18 protein-coding genes and 1 pseudogene are annotated in these 19823 nt (G+C 38.2%); all 19 read right to left on the bottom strand.

What is annotated here, in order from left to right:
• Positions 1-16: 16 nt before the first annotated feature.
• The 19 genes and pseudogenes from CHB92_RS02195 to CHB92_RS02105 all read right to left on the bottom strand — a co-directional run bounded on the left by CHB92_RS02195 (position 17) and on the right by CHB92_RS02105 (position 19787).
• Complete coding sequence (locus CHB92_RS02195) at positions 17-760, bottom strand: glycosyltransferase family 2 protein (protein ID WP_089317541.1); 744 nt, start codon at positions 758-760, stop codon at positions 17-19.
• Between the two features lie 44 nt (positions 761-804).
• Entirely contained in the window at positions 805-1377 is a 573-nt protein-coding gene (locus tag CHB92_RS02190) for a WcaF family extracellular polysaccharide biosynthesis acetyltransferase (RefSeq protein ID WP_089317869.1), read from the bottom strand.
• A 66-nt stretch (positions 1378-1443) separates the two neighbouring features.
• A complete protein-coding gene (locus CHB92_RS02185) occupies positions 1444-2598 on the bottom strand; it encodes a glycosyltransferase family 4 protein (protein ID WP_089317540.1) in 1155 nt (384 codons plus the stop codon).
• On the bottom strand, positions 2595-3578 hold the full coding sequence (locus CHB92_RS02180) for a glycosyltransferase family 4 protein (RefSeq protein WP_179222938.1): 984 nt from the start codon (positions 3576-3578) through the stop codon (positions 2595-2597). Before CHB92_RS02180 ends, CHB92_RS02185 begins: the two co-directional genes overlap by 4 nt.
• 114 nt (positions 3579-3692) lie before the next feature.
• A complete protein-coding gene (locus tag CHB92_RS02175) occupies positions 3693-4715 on the bottom strand; it encodes a hypothetical protein (protein WP_179222937.1) in 1023 nt (340 codons plus the stop codon).
• Positions 4716-5097: 382 nt separating this feature from the next.
• Positions 5098-6261, bottom strand: coding sequence for a glycosyltransferase family 4 protein (locus CHB92_RS02170; protein ID WP_089317537.1), 1164 nt, complete (start codon positions 6259-6261; stop codon positions 5098-5100).
• Entirely contained in the window at positions 6258-7502 is a 1245-nt protein-coding gene (locus CHB92_RS02165; RefSeq protein ID WP_089317536.1) for a glycosyltransferase family protein, read from the bottom strand. Before CHB92_RS02165 ends, CHB92_RS02170 begins: the two co-directional genes overlap by 4 nt.
• A 10-nt stretch (positions 7503-7512) precedes the next feature.
• Positions 7513-8313 carry a hypothetical protein gene (locus CHB92_RS02160; RefSeq protein ID WP_106219056.1) on the bottom strand — a complete coding sequence of 267 codons (801 nt, stop codon included), beginning with the start codon at positions 8311-8313 and terminating at the stop codon, positions 7513-7515.
• A gap of 288 nt (positions 8314-8601) precedes the next feature.
• Positions 8602-8767: pseudogene (locus CHB92_RS02155) on the bottom strand (integrase core domain-containing protein); the annotation flags it as partial.
• Between the two features lie 393 nt (positions 8768-9160).
• Positions 9161-10042, bottom strand: a complete 882-nt coding sequence (locus CHB92_RS02150) for a class I SAM-dependent methyltransferase (protein ID WP_089317533.1) — start codon at positions 10040-10042, stop codon at positions 9161-9163.
• A gap of 62 nt (positions 10043-10104) precedes the next feature.
• On the bottom strand, positions 10105-11319 hold the full coding sequence (locus CHB92_RS02145; RefSeq protein ID WP_089317532.1) for a glycosyltransferase family protein: 1215 nt from the start codon (positions 11317-11319) through the stop codon (positions 10105-10107).
• Positions 11316-12296 (bottom strand): glycosyltransferase family 2 protein, encoded by a 981-nt coding sequence (locus tag CHB92_RS02140; RefSeq protein ID WP_089317531.1) that lies wholly within the window; start codon positions 12294-12296, stop codon positions 11316-11318. The genes CHB92_RS02145 and CHB92_RS02140 overlap by 4 nt, the downstream gene beginning before the upstream one ends.
• Positions 12297-12310: 14 nt before the next feature.
• Entirely contained in the window at positions 12311-13138 is an 828-nt protein-coding gene (locus CHB92_RS02135; protein ID WP_179222936.1) for a glycosyltransferase family 2 protein, read from the bottom strand.
• Between the two features lie 115 nt (positions 13139-13253).
• Positions 13254-14483 carry a glycosyltransferase family 4 protein gene (locus tag CHB92_RS02130; protein WP_179222935.1) on the bottom strand — a complete coding sequence of 410 codons (1230 nt, stop codon included), beginning with the start codon at positions 14481-14483 and terminating at the stop codon, positions 13254-13256.
• A 42-nt stretch (positions 14484-14525) separates the two neighbouring features.
• Positions 14526-15473, bottom strand: a complete 948-nt coding sequence (locus CHB92_RS02125; RefSeq protein ID WP_089317528.1) for a glycosyltransferase family 2 protein — start codon at positions 15471-15473, stop codon at positions 14526-14528.
• Positions 15474-15546: 73 nt separating this feature from the next.
• Positions 15547-16392: a glycosyltransferase gene (locus tag CHB92_RS02120; protein WP_089317527.1), complete on the bottom strand. Its 846-nt coding sequence runs from the start codon at positions 16390-16392 to the stop codon at positions 15547-15549.
• Between the two features lie 113 nt (positions 16393-16505).
• On the bottom strand, positions 16506-17339 hold the full coding sequence (locus CHB92_RS02115) for a glycosyltransferase family 2 protein (protein ID WP_089317526.1): 834 nt from the start codon (positions 17337-17339) through the stop codon (positions 16506-16508).
• 110 nt (positions 17340-17449) lie between these two features.
• Positions 17450-18352 carry an FkbM family methyltransferase gene (locus tag CHB92_RS02110; protein WP_089317525.1) on the bottom strand — a complete coding sequence of 301 codons (903 nt, stop codon included), beginning with the start codon at positions 18350-18352 and terminating at the stop codon, positions 17450-17452.
• Between the two features lie 73 nt (positions 18353-18425).
• Positions 18426-19787 (bottom strand): glycosyltransferase family 4 protein, encoded by a 1362-nt coding sequence (locus CHB92_RS02105; protein ID WP_144266255.1) that lies wholly within the window; start codon positions 19785-19787, stop codon positions 18426-18428.
• Between the last annotated feature and the right edge of the window lie 36 nt (positions 19788-19823).

Raw genomic sequence — 19823 nt, 5'->3', positions numbered from 1 at the left:
AACACTGTTTTGGTTTCTAGAAGAACTGCGTCAACTTTCGCAGAGGCTTTAAATACCGAGTATAGAAGCGAGGGCGCAAACCATTTACTAGCCAGGCGTTATAGTCCTCGTTATTTGCTCTGATCCTGTTTTTTAGGGTACTATTGCTCTTTCCGCCAACGCGCATCCGCACAAGGTACGCCGGCAAGTATGCCGTGCTAATGCCATGCCTGTAGAGGTAACGCAACATAAGCTCATAATCAGCTGCGCTTTTGAAGGCAGTATCATATAGACCCAGGCGCTCATATACCTCCCGCTTCACATAGAAGGTAGGGTGCGGTGGCATCCAGCCATAAACAAAGCTTTTCCGTTTGTAAATCCCGGATTTCCAGTTGCGGACAATCTTATCGGGCTTCTCCCGGTCTACATATACAAGATCAGCATAGACACAGTCACTGCTTGCCGCTTTAAAAGCCTCTGCTACGGCTGTTATGGCCTCCTTAGAATAGAAGATGTCATCGGAATGCAGGAAACCTATCACATCACCGGTAGCCATTCTGATCCCTTTGTTAAGGGCATCATACAAACCACCATCTTCTTCTGAAATAAATTTCGCAATACGGTTACCATAGCCCTTGATAGTCTGCACCGTACCATCGGTAGACAAACCATCCACCACAATATATTCTATATCCGGATAAGTCTGACCAAGCACCGATTCGATGGTATCAGCAATAGTTTCCCGGTTATTGAATACGATGGTGATAATGGTAACTTTCATCTTTACTAGAAGTCCTGTAGGCTTAGGAAAACACTGGGCACTATCTAATCAACTATCCTTTTCCGCTTTGCTTCGGCAGGATTACCCTGGTAAATCGTATAAGCATCTAAGTCTTGTGTTGCTACAGAACCCGCTGCCAGCACACTATGGGAACCGCACGTTACACCCGGACAAATGATGGCTTTTGCTCCTATCCAGGTGCCCTCCTGCAGCTTTATCTTTCCTACAACTAAATCGAAGGCAGGACTTTTATAATCATGGCTGCCCGTCAGCAGCATGGCTCCCTGCGAAAGTGTTACGTTGTCGCTTATGTTAACCTCTGTCAGATTATCTATCCAAACCTTCTCCCCTAGCCAGACATGATTCCCGACCCGTAGCAGCCAGGGATATTTGATGTTTGCTCCTGGTTTGATAACCACTCCTCTTCCAATCTGTGCTCCGAAAAGCCGGAGCAACCAAACTTTCAGTGAATTAACTGGATTGAGGGGATTCAGAAAAAACAGCACGTTCACAAAATACCAGAGAGTGCGTTTAAAGTGGCCTCCCCCTGAATTAAACCAGCTATTGTCATAAGTAGAAAGATCTACTTGCTTTTGCTTGTCAACGTAAGATAACATCTGTTTAATAGTAGAAACCTCATCATGCCCTTGCAGGTTATCATAAGCCACTGCACTGGGCTTTCCTTACTGAAACATCTTTTGGTTTAACGCCAGGGCCTGCTTGTTTTGTAGGTGCTGCTGTCCATAAAGATAAGCCTGTTCAGACCACCTATCATACTTTTGTTGATTCATTTCCAGAAAAAACTGAACAGCACCTACAAAACGATCCATATGATATAAAGGCAGATCAAAACCAACTGAAAGCCGCTCCAGTTGCTGCCAGGGTGTCTGATCACTGATAATGACAGGACAACCATAAGAAAAGCTTTCGAATATCACATGTCCGAAGTTTTCACCTCGTGTCGGCATCAGTAAAACATGATGATCTGTCAGTGCCTTAGCGACCAAGGCACTCTCCAGGCTTCCCTTATACTGGACTTTCACATTATCAGGAAGACTGGCTATCACCTCCTGACACTCCTCCCAATAAGCGGCATCATACACAGGTCCGTAAAGGTCAAAAGTTATACGCCCTACTCCCTGAAAGCCTTGAAGCACCTCCAGGGCATATTTCGTGTTCTTCTCCGGTGAAATGCGGGCAATACTTACTAGTTTGAGTTCTCCCTCACGCTTCTCCCGGATTACAAGCGGTGGAACATTATGTCGTCTGGGTAAATTAGGCGCTACTATTACAGTTGACGAAGCCCCTATTGTGTGATAAACATCCTGGCGCTCTTTCTCATTTGTAGCATGAAACCGTACATTCTTGTAAAATCCTAGTTTCTTCATTAGGAACAGGAAAGGCTTTTTCTTCCCTCCTTTCACCTGTATGGCACTAGGGGCCAACATGCCCCGTGCTGAAACGATAATGTCCTGCTGCTTTAACTGCTTTAAAATTAAGAGGGGTAGTATCGAAAAGTAAAAAGAGTAAACCCCATTGATAAAAGACAGGTCCGGTTTCAATTCCTGAATGACTCTCTTCAGGTTTTGATAGCCAAGCTCTGTATCAGAAAAATAGTAAACCCAGACATGCTCTTCCAGGCGATTCCAGGCATTGGACGTAACACCTGCATGAGGTTTAGACTCACAGTAATCTCTATCGCGGGTTAGTACATAGAAGTCGCATTCTTCTTTTAGATGCGCCACCAGGTTAGCACAGGACTGTATCGGTCCGCCCGCCTTGTATCCAGGCAAGTACCAGTCGATGGTTATCAGTATCTTTTTACGACTACTACTCATTCAATTCTCCTATAAAGCTGAAGATACTTTCCAGCAATCTCCTGCGGGCGGTAACGTTTCACATTCTCCAAGCCATTCTGTATGAGTCGGCTTCGAAGCTGTTCATCCTGCAAGAGCCTTTCAAAGCCCCTGCGGATGTCCTTCACATCATAGGGGTCAACAAGGAACGCCGCATCACCAGCTACCTCCGGCATGGAGCTAATGTTACTCGTTAACACGACTCTGCCTACAGCATTTGCCTCCACGATGGGCATCCCAAAGCCCTCAAAGGTAGACACAAAACTCACTATATCAGCTCTTCTGTACTCCTCCACCAATTGCTCCTTAGTTAATGCCGCCTTGTTCTCGAAGGGGACATGATACTTCTGCAGCAAGTTCCTTTGGCTTTCGGATAATTCCCCAATAATAGTGAGTTTACACGGAAGCCCGGCTACTGCTTTTATGATATTTGCCAGGTTTTTATTCTTCTTTGTTCCAATTTGCAGTATGTTTGGTTGGATCGTGTTGAAAGGCTTCGGGGAGTATGTGTAGGCCTCTGATACTGGGTTCGGGATAACCTCTATCTTAAAGGGATCTACTGCAACCTGTTCCAGCAGCCTTTGCTTTGTTTGCTCAGAAACAACCGTAATGAACTTCACGCGCTGCACCGGAAGCTTTAGCCAGAGTAACCTTAGGAGATAGGTTGCCCAAAAATTACTTCGGTGCAAAGACTCTACATCGTGTATGGTTAGAACCGTGTTGTTTTTAGGAAGGGCTAAGGCAATAAAATTCACTTCCCCTGTGATATGATTTACGTTAAGACTTTTATTGCATCGCACCTCCTGTAGCATTTTCATACGGCCTAGCCAGCCCTTGCTCTCTCCTTGAAGGGTGTACAGTTCCGCCTCCTCCTTCATGTAGGGATACAGCGTTTGGAACAGGTTCTCCACACTATAAGCACCACGACGCTGCGGCCTTAAAAAAAGCTTTATCTTGCTCAAAGGAGGTAATGATTTATAAACTGACATATAAACCTTACCCCTTGCATGAGGTAAGATAATTACATTTTAAGACATTTTCTTCTGTCCTTTGTCTAACGTCTTGTGTCTTTAAAGCTATATCTCCACCTTTAGCACCTTTCTGAACATGTATAAAATCAAAAACATGACGATGCTAGCCTTAACAAGATAATTAAGGGTAGTGGCTAAATCTGTCTCTGCTTTTACTACCTGCAGGTACAGGAATGGTATCCAGAAAATATAGGTAGGATTCTGAAGGCTTTTCACCAACAAAAATCGGAATGCCAGGCTAAACACAATACCAATCAGGAACATAAAAAGAATGCCCCCATTCTTTCCATAATTACCGTAGCCTTCGCCCAACAAACTGATATTCATGCTGGTGCCCGGTTGCAAAACAATCCCTGTGAACCTCTCCATCTTTGCAGCACCACCTGCCACAATAGCTTTATCAGGAACTATAAAACGAGGTAGTAAGGTAGAACTAAAGGCTGCTTCAACTGTCTCGCCTTCTGCAAATGGTCGGACGTAAGGGACGTAGTTCATTACCCGCGTAATAATCCAGCCTTGGTTCAACCTGGTAATTGCTAACTCATTTGACTTAGTTTCCAACAGTTTTTCAGGAGACCATAACCTTTCGGCTATCATTCCAAAGAAGAGCTCAGATTGACCAATGGTACTCAGAGAGGTATTCGTCCAGGCAATATTCCTGTACTGGTACTTAACGGACTGCAGTACAAACACCAGAAAGAAACCAACCACGACGGCCATAACTTTCCTGGTGAGGCTTACCTTATTCTTAATACAGTAAACAAACAAAAAGAAAAAAGTCCAAAGTAGCAGGTCATGAAACAAGGCATGGGCTAAGGCATCCAGCACCAAGGTGGCAAAAACAAGGTAAAGAAGCGTATTGTTTCTCGATTCATTCAGGTATAGGTAGAAACACCCAATGAACTTAAGCTGGGAGAGTAAGTACAGAAAGAAGAAAAGAGAGTAAGGAGCAAACGGCGTTATAAAGGAAGCAAAGAACCCGATACCTATCAGGTAATAAGCTTCCCTTACCTTATGCCTTACATTTTCACTGAGGTCATTAATCACCATTTTAGGAATATGCCTCACTCCGACAATTGGTATTAACAGGCCCAAGTGAAAGAGAATTACACCTGGTATAGCAAAGCTCAGATAAGCTTCTTCCTGAACCTGCATTCCATAAAAAGGGTGATTAATGCCAGTATAATAACTTAATATCGGGCCTACAATCCATTGCAGACATGCAAGAAAAATAATCACAAGGTTAATGGGGATGCCTTCTCCAAAACTTAAAAGTAGGCTGTTTAGGATATAGAGCGTAAATAAAGCTCCCGTGGTAGCTAGAAAAGACAAAGATGAAAAAGACAACAGGAGTACGCCCAGCAAGAAGAGACCAGCCAGTTGAAAAATAAACCTGTTATAAGTTTGACTTTCTGTTCCCATTTTTTATCCTACATACCGCTCCTCTTGCTTACTTGCCTTGCACTTCGGTCAAAATTGCTTCACAAATGTGTTGGAAACTCCAGTTAGCAATAATTGTCTTGGATACCTTTCCCATTGCAGCCAGTTCTTCTTTTGTTTTATTTAAACACTGCTGTAAGGACTCTTCCAAGCAGTTTATGTTGCAAGACTCAAAGATAAACCCATTTTTACTTTCCTGCACTAAGTCAACAGCCCCTCCTACTTTGGTGCTAGCTATAACTGGGAGTCCGCTTGCCATGGCCTCATTCATACACAAGCCCCAAGTCTCACCAGGGCCACTTGAAGGCAACACCAGTACGTCTCCAGCCCTGTAGATCGCAGGCATTTTGTTCTGATTTTGGAAAGGGAGAAAATAAATATTTGGTTCACCTTCCGCCTTCTTCTTAAGTTCTCCCTCTAGAGCCCCGTTGCCCACTAACAAAAGGGAGGATTCTTTTTTATTTAATTTCTGGAAAGCCTGTATCAAAAGCAAGGGATTCTTCTTTTTCTCAAACTTCCCGGTAAACATAAAAACAGTATGTTCTTTAGGAATGCCTAGTTGGTTTCTAATCTTTTCACCCTCCTCCTGATAAAGCAGGTCATTTCCAAAACGTTCATTATCTACAGCATGTGGTGCGAACACAAGGTTCTTCTCTTTTACGCCATGCTTTAAAAAGTATTGCTTGTTATTAGTTCCTACAAAAAAAGCTTTATCTATATAGTGGTAGGTCCAGGTTAAAGCAAGTCTTCTCATGAATAGCCGCCCCCCCTTTTCCTCATCCAGTAAGGTGGAATCCCCCCTGAAGTAGATTGGCACTTTATTTTTAAAGTGCCTCAGAACCTTTAAGTGGCTTTTAAAATTCCACCCGAACACTAACAGGTTGGTGGGCTGAAAGGCTTCTAACTCCCGAATAAGAGTTGGATTAACTACTCCTTTAAAATAGGAGGTGCCGGGATCTTTCGATGTGTTTGGCACGAACCGAAAATCATAGCCCTCCAGAAGTGGAATGCCCCAGTCTATCTTTTTACCGAAGCCTTTGTCTATAATGTCAACAGAAGTCTTGCCCAAAGTATAGAACACTCTTATTAAAAGCGCAGGGTCTGAAGCAAGCATTCTAAATACAGGGGCATTATACTGAATTGGGTGTGTAGTGATGATTGCTAAACGCTTCATACTAATTCATTCAGCTTTTGAACCAGCGCATGAGCGGATGCTCTAGCAGAATACTTCAATAGGTTCCTGAAATCAGGTTTCCATTCAGCATCACCGGTAAAGAGCAGATCTAGCTTTGCAGATAAATTCTTCTCAAGACTAAGGTTCTTAACAGATGGAACATACTCCACCGTAAAAGTATTCGCCTTACACTCTTCTAGAACAGTAACAGCGCTGCTTTCATGATGAAACATAGCTAGTACAGGCCTTTTACTTAGTAGAGCTTGGAATATTTTAGAAGCGGTATAATGTGGCTCTGTACTACCAATAGCCATCACAGCATAGGCTGAAGATAAAAAATTAATTACATGTAAGTAAGGGTACCGCTCCCTATGCTCATGAACAATGTTTTCTATACCAAACTGTTTTGCATAATCTTGGATGGAAATTCCTGCATAAGGCCCTGTACCAAGAAAGTATAAGTGCTTACTTTCATCCCATTGCTGCTGATTTACTTTTTGACTAATAACTTTAAAAAGTGTTTTAATAAACAGGTGAGCATTTGGCAAAAAAGCACCAGCATAGACCAAAGGTTGACATCCTTTAATATCAGCCCAAGGCAACACTAAATTTTCAAGGACAACCTCATAGTCGCGTGGATCATAACCGTACGGCATTCCAACATGGGCTATTTCTTTACCCTTGAAATTTCGTTCTATGACTGGACGATAATAAGCTTCTGAAACACCAGACACTAGACGGGCTCTCTTGACGGCAATCGGCTCTAATAACTTTGCAACTTGTAAACTTAACTTAGAGCGCCAGTCTCTACGGTTATGAATGTCTCTAACCCATGGATCTATGTAATCTATTCCGTAAGGTACAGAAGTTTGTTTATTAATAATTCTGCCTAATAGTGATGTGTAGAAAGAAGGAACTGGTATCCATATAAAATCAATCTTTCGGCTCCTAATCAATTGCAAAGCCGCTTTGTACAGAAATGGAAAAGCTCTCAGGCCAATATCACCAATTAACCTTGGTCTGGGTACATGATAAGCCTTTACAAAAATAACCTCTATTCCTTTTCCTACTATTCTGCTAATTTCAGGGTCAGGGTCTTCCTCATAAAATTCAGGAAAAACAGTTAGCACAATAGGTTTCCAATCAAACTCATGAAGATAGTTTGCAATTAACCTAGGTCGATGTACTCCTGCTAAGTTAGATGGAGGCCAGTGAGGATATATAATGATTAAATTCTTCAAAAAGGGTCTACTAAAAGAAATACAGCTTAATTTTGTTTAAGCCGAAGGTCTTCTTCAAGCTTTTTGTTATAATTTTGCTCCTTAAAATTAATTTAAAAAAATTCTTTAAATTATTTGCTTGAGACAGTTCATATATGTTTGATTGATTATTTCCGCTAGCAATATAGATGTTACCATAAAAAGGCAATGGTTCTAACTCCTCATTATTATCATGAAATATTTTGTTTCTCAGATACCCATGATTACAAAAAAGAAAGAAATCAGACGCTTTAGTGCTTAAAAAGTCAGGAATTATGATTAACCTATCTCTAATAATATGGGTAGAACCATTTATTAAATTCATTTTAGAAGCTTGCTTTATAAGATAGTTTTTGCCTTCAATATATATGTAACCTTTATCTATAAACCAACCAGGTTTGTTAGCATTGCCGTTAGAGTCCACAAAACTTGATAAATTTCTATGAACTAGGTCATCTGAATCAACTTGCATAATATAGTTACAACCTAGTTTTTTTGCCTCTTTACAGCCATACATAATTTTCCTCCCTTTATCCATCTCACCTACTACCCATTTAATATCTAGTTTTTCCTTACTTACGGGTAAATCATAATTTATATCCTTATATTCTAGAAAAGGATAAGGAAACTCAAACATGAGTAACTTATCACTAGAGATGCTTAAATTTGGTTTATCTGCATAAACAAGAATTATTTTAAAGGTTTGATTCTCTTGGTTTAAAAGAGACTTAATTGTTCTTTCTAACAACTGCTCTTCTAGCTCCCAATTTTTAGAACTTTCTTTTGAGCGCAAAGGAATTATAAAGCATAACATAAAGGATTAGCTCTTTTGTTTTATTGTAATTAGAATTAGCTTCATCAGTTCAATTTACTAAGGCTTAGATTTTGCTAAGATAACTTCTTGTTTTTAGTAATTCGCTTTTAAGCATCATGCTTAATTGTCTGCTGTTCTTCTGAAGCCCTCCTATCTTCTGGACCGGTCAAAAGTAGATAGTTTTGGTTTTAGTACATTATTTTGCATTCACTCCTCGGATGTCCTGTCATCCAACGAACTATGGCGCCTTAGGTGGTTATACTCCTACCTCCAGGCCTTAATCTTTTCCTGTTTATCCTTAAGAGTCTAGTGACTGGAACCAGTTCACGTTTAGGCACTCATCTCGGAAGCTACCGTTGAAGGACTCTTTAAAGGCGTTATCGGTGGGTTTTCCGAACCTGGAGAAGTATAGCATCAACTTGTTATCATAAGCTCATTTTTCCAGCGCCTTAGGGGATAAACTACTACCGTTGTCCCCCTGTACACATACACTAGAGGAGCCTTTTGACATCCTGCCTGAAGTGTTCCAAAGCTGCTACCACGTCTTATCTCTTTAGTGACTGGCCCCAACCAGGATGCTTGGGCATTGGCGGCTTATAACTATCGATATAGTTAAGGGTTGTAGAGCTGATTGGCTACAAAGTCCATCAACCTTCACTACAGAAACACCTGTCTAACTGCTTGAGGGATAATATAAACTGCGTCTCTGTGAACTTTGATCTTTTCTGGGCAATTCATTTACTTTTTAGTGCAACAAATTTACCGGTTCCTCTAATTTATTATGGCCCGGCTTTTCTGGAGGGAGGCACTTATCAATATATAATTGTCAGACTCTAAGCCACCCTAAATCTTTAACTTCCTTCCAGGCAGTTGCTCTGCGAAATCTGGTGAATGAATTATTGTGCACCTCTTCTACGCTAACTTCAGGAAAATATTCTGCTCCTATATCGTTTAGCATAAAAAAAGCATTAAAACCATACTTATGTCCTCCAATAAGCCTATAACCTTTACCTGCTAAAAGATTTTTCATAGCTAATAATGAAACAGACCTGAATTCTTCATGTTGATTTCCATCTCTATAGTAAAAGCTTTCATTATATGGAATTGTTAATGCTAGATCGCTAGGTATAACATTGTGTGTTTCACAAACTATCACACGTGGCTTTATTACGTTTATGACTTCCATAATATGATAGTCGTTACCGTCAATGTCTAAACTAAGCAGGTCAATCTCACCTATAAAGCCACTTTCTGAGATTAAGGTGTTAATATTATCCCTTGTAAGCCAGGCATGGATAAATATTGGAGGCTGAAGGAATGTTGACTGATGTGAGGCATAAAAATTTACACCCCGATCTACTGAGCCCTTATCGCCATCGAAGAGTAATCCTTCCCACCCATGGTTAATAATTAAATTTGCAGCCATACACTGCGTACCGTCACCAGCACATATTTCTACAACACGCTTATTCGTGGTTCCTATTATTGAGAATATATACAATAATATACCATCTTCTTCGAATTCAGAATGTACTCTAAAACCTACATCTTTAAATGCAGGCATTTCCTCAGGAGTTAGCAACTTTTTCATCAGGAGGTATTGATTAGCAATCATTGCTTGTTCCACCTGTGTATTTTGAACTTGCTGTACCCTGGAGAAAGCATCACTAATAAATCTTTGGGCTCTTTGCTTAATTCTTGTGATCATTGTTGTTAGGGTAATTCTTATGCTGAATCAGATGAAAATTGTTCAGATATAGATATAATAACTTAGACAAAGTGCTGCCATACTTCTAATATTTTCCCTGACTCCTGTTCCCATGCCAGTTCCCGGGCCTTTTCTTGGCGACACATCTTACCCTTCTTTATCTCTTCTGCATTAGTTAAAGCTGCTTGAATTGCTACCTCAAAATCTTCTGAAGTTTGTTCCACTATTTCCCCGACCTTCGGGTTCTGGGCTATAAAAAGTTTTTGAGCTTCTGTATCCGTTGCTAAAATATACAATCCCGCCTGGCTATATGCAAATATTTTATTGGTAAGGCACTTCTCCCTGTTAGAATCAGCTGCACTAAGTTCAATAGCTAAGCCTATATCAAAGCTTGGCAGTATGGCGTGAAGTTCCTTTTGTCTCATTGGTAATACATAAATAAGAACTTTATCATACACTTTAAGAAAGTTATTATAAAATGCATTATTTAAACTACCAATCAAGGTTAAGCTAATTTGTTCTCTGTATTTATAAAGTACAGGCACAACTAACTCAAGCCCTCTGCCAAACGAAATATTCTGCGAAAACCACACAAGCGAAAGCTTTTCAGAAACAATTTCTTGTGTAACTTTAAAATCCTTAGATGAAAAAGAATTATTAATCAGGAAGTGTTTTGGCTTTATTTTATCTTTTAGAAGATCCTGAAAAGCTTTGCCAATTAATGGGCTGGCATAACTGACATAGGCTGCAGCAGGGAGCAGGTCTTTCATCAGGTACTTTCTTCTATTAATTTCATCTTCACTATCTACTCCTATCGTCTCTCCTGGATGGTAATCTTCAAGATCAAATGCGAAAGGCGTGTTATGTAATTTAGAAAAACTATAAGCGGGGTAGAGTGCTGCCAGGTTATGAGCTATAATCAGATCATATTTATAGGGGTGCCACCTTATAGCAAGCCATAACAGCAAGCTTCTTTTAGAGTGGGCGAATGCATTCAGCCTTAAACTGCCTTTATATGGAGGATAAAAGAGTCGAGCCAATCTCTCGATCAAAGAGCTGAATAGCCAGGTAAATAAGGCTTCCTTACCAGTAGGTAGTATTTTAAATACAACGTCAGGCATAGAAGTACGAATCTCTGCATCTATGGCATCACTCCAGTTTGAGAGGTTAAAATAGAATACTGTACATTTATAGCTTTGTCTTGCAAGCTCCAGTTCTTTAACTAAGCGTGGGTTTGTAGCCAGGTTGTTGGATGTAAGGAACAGTATACTTTTCATGTGCTCCTTTCTCTCAGATAGTACCTGATTAATCGGGCAATTTTCCAGCCAAAGGCATATTTAGTAAACTCAACACACTTACCCCCCAATTTTGGAGGGGCAACCGTAGCACCAATTGACTTATACCTTCTATAAGCCATTCTAGAGATTAATTTATACTTAGGATAAGTATAAACTGCAAAATGCAAATATTGAGTAGCTATAGCTTTATTCATATTACCACCACAGGTACTCTGCTTCAGGTACTCATATTTTAAATCAATAGATAGTAATGCATTTTGAATATACTTTTTATTGGTGCTGTTACTCAGATTGGATTCACTGGTCGATCTTCGATAATAATTATATACTCCCGGTACATACACAACACCTGAACTAGCTAAGACTACCCTGGCAAAAAATTCACCATCATCATCTAGCCAAATATAATTACGCCAGCCGCCAACTTTTTCAATTAAAGCTTTTGGTACAAGCCATGAGTTAGTCTGAATAAAATTTGGCTTTCCATTTCCTCCATAAAGATTTATTAAAAAATCAGCGGGGGAGTCAGAGGAATAAATAAAGTCCGATTGATCAACTGACGTATTACCTAAGCATAACTCTTCCTCATTAAAAAACTCTATGTAGTAACATACAGCTACTTTACTTTCTTGATTATCTAAAGCTTTAACCTGTTGCTCAATTTTTTCTTCTGATAAGAAATCATCGACATCAAGAAACTGAACGTACTTACCTGTTGCATTCTTTAATCCTAAGTTTCTTGCTGTTGCAGCACCAGCTTTATTTTGCCTTAGAACAATGCAGGTCTCAGACTCATATGTCTTCGCCAGTTCATAGGTATTATCAGTAGAGGCGTCATCAATAATAATTATTTCTGTATTGTCATAAGTCTGCCTTTGAACTGCAGAAACAGCAGCAGCAAGAAACTTTGCACTGTTATAGACAGGAATAATTATGGATACTAATGGTTGCTGCATAAAATAGTATCACACTAATGGAAAACTGCTAATAAAGCATCTTTCATATTAAACTGGGCCAAGCGCACTGCTGTACTAGTCATTCTCAAATCTTTAGTTTTCCAAAAGAACTTTAAAATATTAGTAAGGAACCGCCTCCTATTTTTATTTAATAAAAATACTATTTCTCTCTCACTTAAAGGAAGATCTAACTCAGTTAAAGCATCCCTCAGGTATCGGTAACTATTATAAAGGTAAGAATACTTGTTGTTGATTTCCTGGCCGTCATGAATCCTGTAATCAACAGGCGGAAATGGAAAGATGACCGTATCTGTTCCAGATGCAGCCTTAAGATTATAGTATCCGTCATTAGCTGGTCCATACTTTGTCGGAAATCCTCCTATCTTCCTAAAATAACTATTCTTAATAACTGTACCACCCGGACCTATTAGAAACAGAGGCTTATGAAAGAAGTGCCACTTTATGGCTTGTTTGGGATTCAGAACTTCATTAGTCTTTATATAAGGACATAATATGCCATAGGATACGTTGGGGTATTGATTGAACAAAGCAACACACTTATCTATTGTATCAGAATGCAGAAGATCATCTGAATCAACATAGATTAACAACAAACCTTTTGCATAGCTTGCAGCTTTGTTTCTATTTGGATAATCACCTAAATTGGAATCATTTTTGTAAACCTGGATTCTTTTATCTTTCTTTGCATATTTCTGTGCTATATTGAAGGTACTATCAGACGAGCAGTCATCTGTAATTATTAATTCCCAATTCGTATAATTTGAAGCCAGCACACTTTCAATTGCCTCAGCAATGAATTTTTCCCTGTTAAAGGCTGTCATTAGAACACTGATGAGAGGCCTGTCTTTCATATAATAATAAAGAACAAAATACAACTATAAATTAGCAGATTTGTAGTTGTTTTAAGTTGGTCATCAAATTTTATGGAGAAAACTGTTAAGTTAAATTCTTTATAGTATCTCTTAAAGCAAACCCAATCCTCTGCCAATCATACTTGCCTTTAACAAGGTTATAGGCTTGGGTCCTGATAAAATTAAATTGGATTTCCTCTCTTAACAAGCTTAATATATTTTCTGCAAATTTTTCCGGAGTGTCGCCTATTAATAAATTCTCTCCATGAGTACAGGCTATACCTTCTGCACCAACTGTAGTTGACACAACCGGATTGCCCATACTCATAGCCTCTAAAATTTTTAGTCTGGTACCACTTCCGCTTAACAGTGGCGCAATAGAAACGCCAGCGGTTTGGTAAAAAGGAACTACGCTCTCTACTCTCCCTAAAAAGTTAACCGCCGGATCTTCGATTAAATTCTGGTAAGCACTAGTCTCCAGTAGGTTACCAATAACATTCAATTTTATTGTAGGCATTGCATCTTTCACCAGAGGCAGTACTTCTCTGTAGAACCATAGCAATCCTTCCCTGTTCGGAAGATAGTCCAGGCTCCCGCAAAACAGGAGCTCTCTGTTCAAATGCTTGTCTTTGCTATCATCAAAAGGTCTCTCCTGGATATCTACTCCATTAGGAATAACTGTGCCTGTTAAGTTGTTACCATTTAGCTCTGACAGCAGTATATTGTCTTCTTCACTGCAGCAGAAGTAGGCATTCACCTTTTTATGAAGTGTTTTTTCCAGCGAAAGCGCTGCCTGTGCGTAACCTGCTAACTTCTGACATCTTTGAGTTTTTGCCTGCTGCATCCACAAAACTGAATCTACATTATGGGCATCATATAAATGTATAGCAGAAGGTAAACTGCGGTGAATGATATCCCTGAACAAACCTAGCGCCTCCAAGCCTTCATAATAAATAATATCAAACTTTACCTGTCTGAGAAGGTTGTTTAGAGTAAGATATGATCTTAGTAATGTTTGATTGGCAGTGGATGAAAATGATCTGACAATAATTCGATGATTTATAGCATCAGCTAATTTTAATGGAAGTAAGTTAAAAATTGACTTATAATGCCCTCTCTCCTCGAAATTTATAAATTTGATTTTCGGGGATAAACTTGTGCCATCAGGAGCTTTAAATTCTTCCGGAGGCTGGCAAGTTAAAACATACACCATATGCTGCCGCGACATTTCTTTTAATATATGGAAACATCGCAAGGCTCCACCACTAATTGGCGGGTAGAAAGGGTATGGTATAATGGTAAGTATAGTAGCCACAGAAGTAATAGTTAAAAATCCTTAACAGTTTTAGATGTGCTTTTAATAGCTACTCATCCTTTTTTTCATCGAAATAATAAACTGCTTGTTTAAGTAGGTTATAAGGTAAAACCCACTTTTCAAACTCCTGTTATTTTCAAAGTAACGTTTTATATTAGCTACATTTATTGTAAATCCATTAACCCAAGGTGCTGATTTAAAAGACCATATAACCAAACTCTCATAGATCTTTTGAGAATGGTTCCTTTTAATTAAATCTTTCAGAATAAGATGTGCTTCTTTGTTCAGAAGCTCGATTGAGTTGGTAACATTTGAACCATGAATTCTGAAAAAATTGAGATCCTGATTAAGCCAGACAATATCACTTGTCAAACAGATGTTTATCCACAGTTTCCAATCACCAGAGTTTCTTAGTGATGTGTCTATCCAGTGAATATTATTTATAACTGGTTCTCTTCTAAAAAGAGCAGCGCTGGCATTCGGGATTCTGCATGTATAAAATAAATATTTTAGGCAGAATTGGAAACCATTAAATGTAGTGGTTTTGTCGGCCTCTTGTTTTATTTCATAGGCTCCAATCCAGGTATTGGTGTTGGAAGTAATATAACCTGCTCCATCTATCACGTGAGAATTACAAAATGCCAACCCTACATGCTCATTATCTTCTAGCAGTGGCACCATCTTTTCCAGGAACTGCGGATCTGCATAATCGTCGCTTTCTGCAAACCACACATATTTGCCTTGTGCCGCCTTTATGCCTTTCTCCCATTGCTTAAACGTGCTTCCGCTGTTCTCATTATTATAAATTATACTGCTAACTTTAGGGTGCTCTCTATATAATTCAATAATTTCTTTGCTATTGTCTGAGGAGCAATCATCCAGAATGATTAATTCAAAATCCTGGAAGGACTGGTTGAGTACACTATCAATCCGTTGCCTGAGGAACTTCGCATGATTGTAGTTTGGAAGAACAACTGAAACTCTATACACTGTATTTGGAAGCCTTTAACTATTTATTATTTATGACTATCTTCTAGGAAGTGCCCCTTAAAGGATACAGCATTTATTTGAAAATTGCTCTTAATAAGCTATAATGGGTTCCAAAAGCAAAGGGTTTACTCTTGAAAAGCTTAAACCAATATGATAAAGTTAACAGCTTTAGCTTATGGGTTATTGCAAGTCTAATAAAACTATAAAGGTTTAAGAATTCCATTTTTGCGCTTGTATCAGAGCCTGGAAGCACGGAAATGGGAAGGGCATTAGTATATTTATTGTGCAACACCGATGAAGCAACTACCCAACCTTTATTCAACGAACCAGGAGAAAAATGCTCAATAAAGATTTCTTTGGTCACAATAACTTTAAACCCTTTCAACTTAACCTCAATAGATAAATTCAAATCGTAACAATGAAAGCCCGGAATAGATGTGTCGAAACAAATACCCAGGCTCTTCTTTGTAGCCATAAACACACCATCTACTACAGCTACTTCCTTTATTCTTTCACCCGCTCCCCAGCCTGCACTTTCAATTCTCTTTTCCCCATTTCCGTGTTGAATCAAATTAATAACCGCGTCTCCCTTTTCAACCCCCCACCAACCAGAAGGTGCTTTTGTCTTATATAGTGCACCTGCTATTCCAATACATCCTACATCAGAGTTTGTACTAAAAGTGTTAACTAAAATTTGGCCCCAATCTTGAGTATGAAAAGCAACATCTTCGTGGACAAAAACTAAGAATTCATACTTTGCTCTTGCAAGTCCTTGATTATACGCCTCACTTATACTAAAGGCTCCCGCAGAATTACTAATTTTTATGACTTCATGTTGGACCCCAATTTTTTCTTTAATATTCAAACACAATGCGTCAAATAGGGAATCATCTTTTGAACATATAATAATGGAAATCATAAGTAAAATAATTCTTGGTTAGGTATTGCTAATTAATAATATATCACGTTAGAAGTGAATACTTTTGGAGTATCTATGATCAAAGAAATGAAAAGCATCAGTAAAGATTGCAATTATCTATTTTTATAGAAAACATCTTTCAAAAATAAACGAGAATACTTTATTATTGCTCTCAGAGGTCTATCCCTATCTGTTTTATTTATTTGGAACACATATTCAAGGGCTTTTAATTGATCGTTAATAAGTTTATAATGATCAAACCAACCTATATAAGATGAAGCGTGCTTCTTAATAATGTATTCAAAGTTCTTATGGTAAAGATTAATTGTTGATTCTATCATTGAACCGTTCACGATACGATAAAAGTATAAAAATTCTTCTAAAAATTGAAATTTAAATTCTTTTATGTGCGCATGAAGCCATAGTTCCCAATCTTCGTGCCCTGGTACAGGCATGTTTTCATCATACCCACCTGTACTGCTCCACACTCTTTTATCAAAAATGGCACAAGCATCTATATAATTGCCGAGAAACAGATCTGCTCCACAAAACGCCCTAGCTTCAAATAGTCTAGCCTTATTTAGATCACCAAAAAAAATGGGCTTTGCATAAACAATATCCGCTTTACCATCTTTTAAAATCCCTAAAGATTTATAAACATAGGCAGGATCAATCTTATTATCAGCATCAAGGGGCAGTATATATTTCCCCTTTGCATTCTTAATGCCGATATTTCTTGAATAAGCTAAACCTCTATTAGGATGAGAAATAATATTATAATTAAGTTGCTTTAGTTCCGCAATTTTTTGAATTGTATAAGAATCAGTAGAGCCATCATCAATTATGATAATTTCATATTCTACACCACTTAACAACTCGACACTATCTATAGCTTCCTGAATAAAGTGTCCGTGATTGAAACAAGGGATAATAACAGAAATGTCCATTCAAGATAAGTCTCCTTAAGATCAATTAACAAATATTTGTATGCTAAGAATTCGCTATGGCTCTCATCTATTTCTAGACTAGAAAGCCTTCCGACGTTACTTTCTCTCATTTATGAGTTACTTATTAAGCGTATTGATTTGTTGTAACAAAACGTCGTTTCCCCTACTCTATTTATAGAAAACCCATTGCGAATTAATACACTGTCAATCTGTTCTCTACATTCAAATTCATCATGTATCTCAATACTCAAAAATCTAACATATTTCTTTAAACATTCTAAAAAATCATCACAGTTAAACAATTCAACCTCTGAGCCTTCAACATCAATTTTTAATACATCAATAAAATCACCAATCTTAAATTCTTCGATTATTTGCTTTAAAGTAATAGTAGATACTCGGTTTTTAATATCTTCACCGATTTTAACACTTTTAGCCCAGCTCTGACCATCTCTAAACTCATTTGAAATATTCAGTATATCTGTATTGTTACTCCATAAAGCCTTATTGATTAACTCAATCTTTTCTGATAGATGATTTTGTTTAATGTTCTCTTTTTGGTGCAAATAATTTTCTAAATCAGGCTCAATGGATATAATTTTTGCTTCAGGAAAATAATACATGAAGAACAAAGATGTATGTCCAATATTAGAACCTGCATCTATTATAAAATTTACTTTGTTATTTTGGTTAACCTCTTTTACCAACTCAATTAATGGATGATACTCTTCTTCTTCAATTACCTGCAAGAATACACTTAAATCACTAGTTAGGGGCCTTAATAAGAATTTAAAGTCTCCTTTTGCTCGTCCCCCGCTGATAGAATATAATTCCTTGAATCTTTCTATTTTATAACCTTTAAGAATTAGATTAGAAAGATCATTTTTTATTGGTAGATATTTTTGACTAAGATTTAACCTATTCAAAAACATTTGCAGAGCAGCTCCTAATGTCAAAATAAGAATTTCTCTAAAACGTAATGCTCTTATTAATTCTTTACTGAATAACTCCATTTAAATAAATTTTAGTTACATCTTTTCCTATCAACTGTAAGTTATCATTAATTGAAAAGCTAATAGAGGTAAGTTAAAAAATTGTTTTCTTTAACTTACCTCTGATCCTCTCCCAACTATAATCTTCAGATGCTCGCTCTTTTCCTAATTTAGAAATTCTTATTGCTAACTCATAATCCTGTATTAGGGTGACTACATCATTAGCAAAAGTCATATCATTGGGCGCAATTAGCAGCTCTAACCCGTTTGTAAGCAAAAGCCCTTCTGCCCCTACTTCAGTACTCACTACTGGCTTCTCCATTGCCATTGCTTCCAGAATTTTTAAGCGGGTTCCACTCCCAGAGCGTAAGGGCACTACCACTATCCATGCTTCATTGTACAGCGGGCGCATATCTTCCGGATCAGAAATAATCTCTACCCCTTTCATACCTACAAAATCTTTAAGAGCCTGTTTAGCTCCTGCTCCTGCAATTTTAAAAGTACATTCAGGAAACTGCTTTAATATCAAGGGAAAAATGCTGTCTATAAAATAGGCCACTGCATCTTTATTCGCTTTATAGCTCATTGTCCCTGTAAAGAGCAAAGATGGAGTATGTGTAAGACAGGAGGCAGGAGTAAAGTATTCCACATCTACTCCGTTAGGAAGTACTTCAACATTCACATTAGGTAAATGTTGAAGTACTTCTTTCTTATCTGTCTCTGAGCAGGTAATTACCAGATCGCATTTTTCAAAACCTTCTAGCTCTATCCGCTTCATTGCCAATGCCTGCATTTGATACCAACGCTTCTCAAGTTGAGTTTTAGCAGTGGCATTTAATCTTTCCAGGTACTTGTATTCTATGTTATGAGCATTACAAACTACTCTTATTCCGGGTAATAAATACCTAATGCTAGTGAAATAAGGGAATAAACTGCTGAAATCAATCCATAATTTATCGGCCTTTTTCAATTCTCGTAGTATATCAGGCATTATTTCCTGAATTTGATCATACCGTTCCAATGTCTTTACAGGGAAATTATATCCTAAACGGTAAAGGAATAAGGCATATTCAGCTAAAGTGTGCTTTACTATTTTGTAGAAGAACTTATTTAGTGGACTTTTGCTGGCTATTGTGGTTGTAACATAATAGTCTGCAGTAAGTATAATTTGCCTTTTACTAAAGCTCCAGGGGAAAAATAGTAATCTTATGTAGTAAAGTAGTATAGCTAACTTATTTTGGGCAGATGATGTAAATCTTTTGGTTGATGTAACTACAGCAGTACAACTATCTAATAAAACAGCGGGTAGTTTTACTTTATCTATTGGGAACAGAACGAATAAATGGCAGCAAGAGACTTCTGCCACTGCCCGGGCAAAATGGAAAGTTCTGTTTCCTCCGCCGGTTGGGGGCATAGGTGGATCTGATGCAACAAAAACTACTTTAGGCTTTTTCAATACCTGAAATTAAAAACTATTGATACTGTAGCAGTT

The sequence above is a fragment of the Pontibacter ummariensis genome, from assembly GCF_900188175.1.
Classification (GTDB): Bacteria; Bacteroidota; Bacteroidia; order Cytophagales; family Hymenobacteraceae; genus Pontibacter; species Pontibacter ummariensis.
Note: the sequence above shows the minus strand (reverse complement) of the source record. Positions and strands in the feature narration are given on the sequence as shown.

Bases quoted from the DNA above. Each gene is read 5' to 3' on its own strand.
- CHB92_RS02145 (WP_089317532.1), bottom strand. From the start codon at position 11,319: ATGAAAAGTATACTGTTCCTTACATCCAACAACCTGGCTACAAACCCA.
- CHB92_RS02135 (WP_179222936.1), bottom strand. From the start codon at position 13,138: ATGACAGCCTTTAACAGGGAAAAATTCATTGCTGAGGCAATTGAAAGT.
- CHB92_RS02150 (WP_089317533.1), bottom strand. From the start codon at position 10,042: ATGATCACAAGAATTAAGCAAAGAGCCCAAAGATTTATTAGTGATGCT.
- CHB92_RS02120 (WP_089317527.1), bottom strand. From the start codon at position 16,392: ATGATTTCCATTATTATATGTTCAAAAGATGATTCCCTATTTGACGCA.
- CHB92_RS02185 (WP_089317540.1), bottom strand. From the start codon at position 2,598: ATGAGTAGTAGTCGTAAAAAGATACTGATAACCATCGACTGGTACTTG.
- CHB92_RS02140 (WP_089317531.1), bottom strand. From the start codon at position 12,296: ATGCAGCAACCATTAGTATCCATAATTATTCCTGTCTATAACAGTGCA.
- CHB92_RS02170 (WP_089317537.1), bottom strand. From the start codon at position 6,261: ATGAAGCGTTTAGCAATCATCACTACACACCCAATTCAGTATAATGCC.
- CHB92_RS02110 (WP_089317525.1), bottom strand. From the start codon at position 18,352: ATGGAGTTATTCAGTAAAGAATTAATAAGAGCATTACGTTTTAGAGAA.
- CHB92_RS02190 (WP_089317869.1), bottom strand. From the start codon at position 1,377: ATGTTATCTTACGTTGACAAGCAAAAGCAAGTAGATCTTTCTACTTAT.
- CHB92_RS02115 (WP_089317526.1), bottom strand. From the start codon at position 17,339: ATGGACATTTCTGTTATTATCCCTTGTTTCAATCACGGACACTTTATT.
- CHB92_RS02195 (WP_089317541.1), bottom strand. From the start codon at position 760: ATGAAAGTTACCATTATCACCATCGTATTCAATAACCGGGAAACTATT.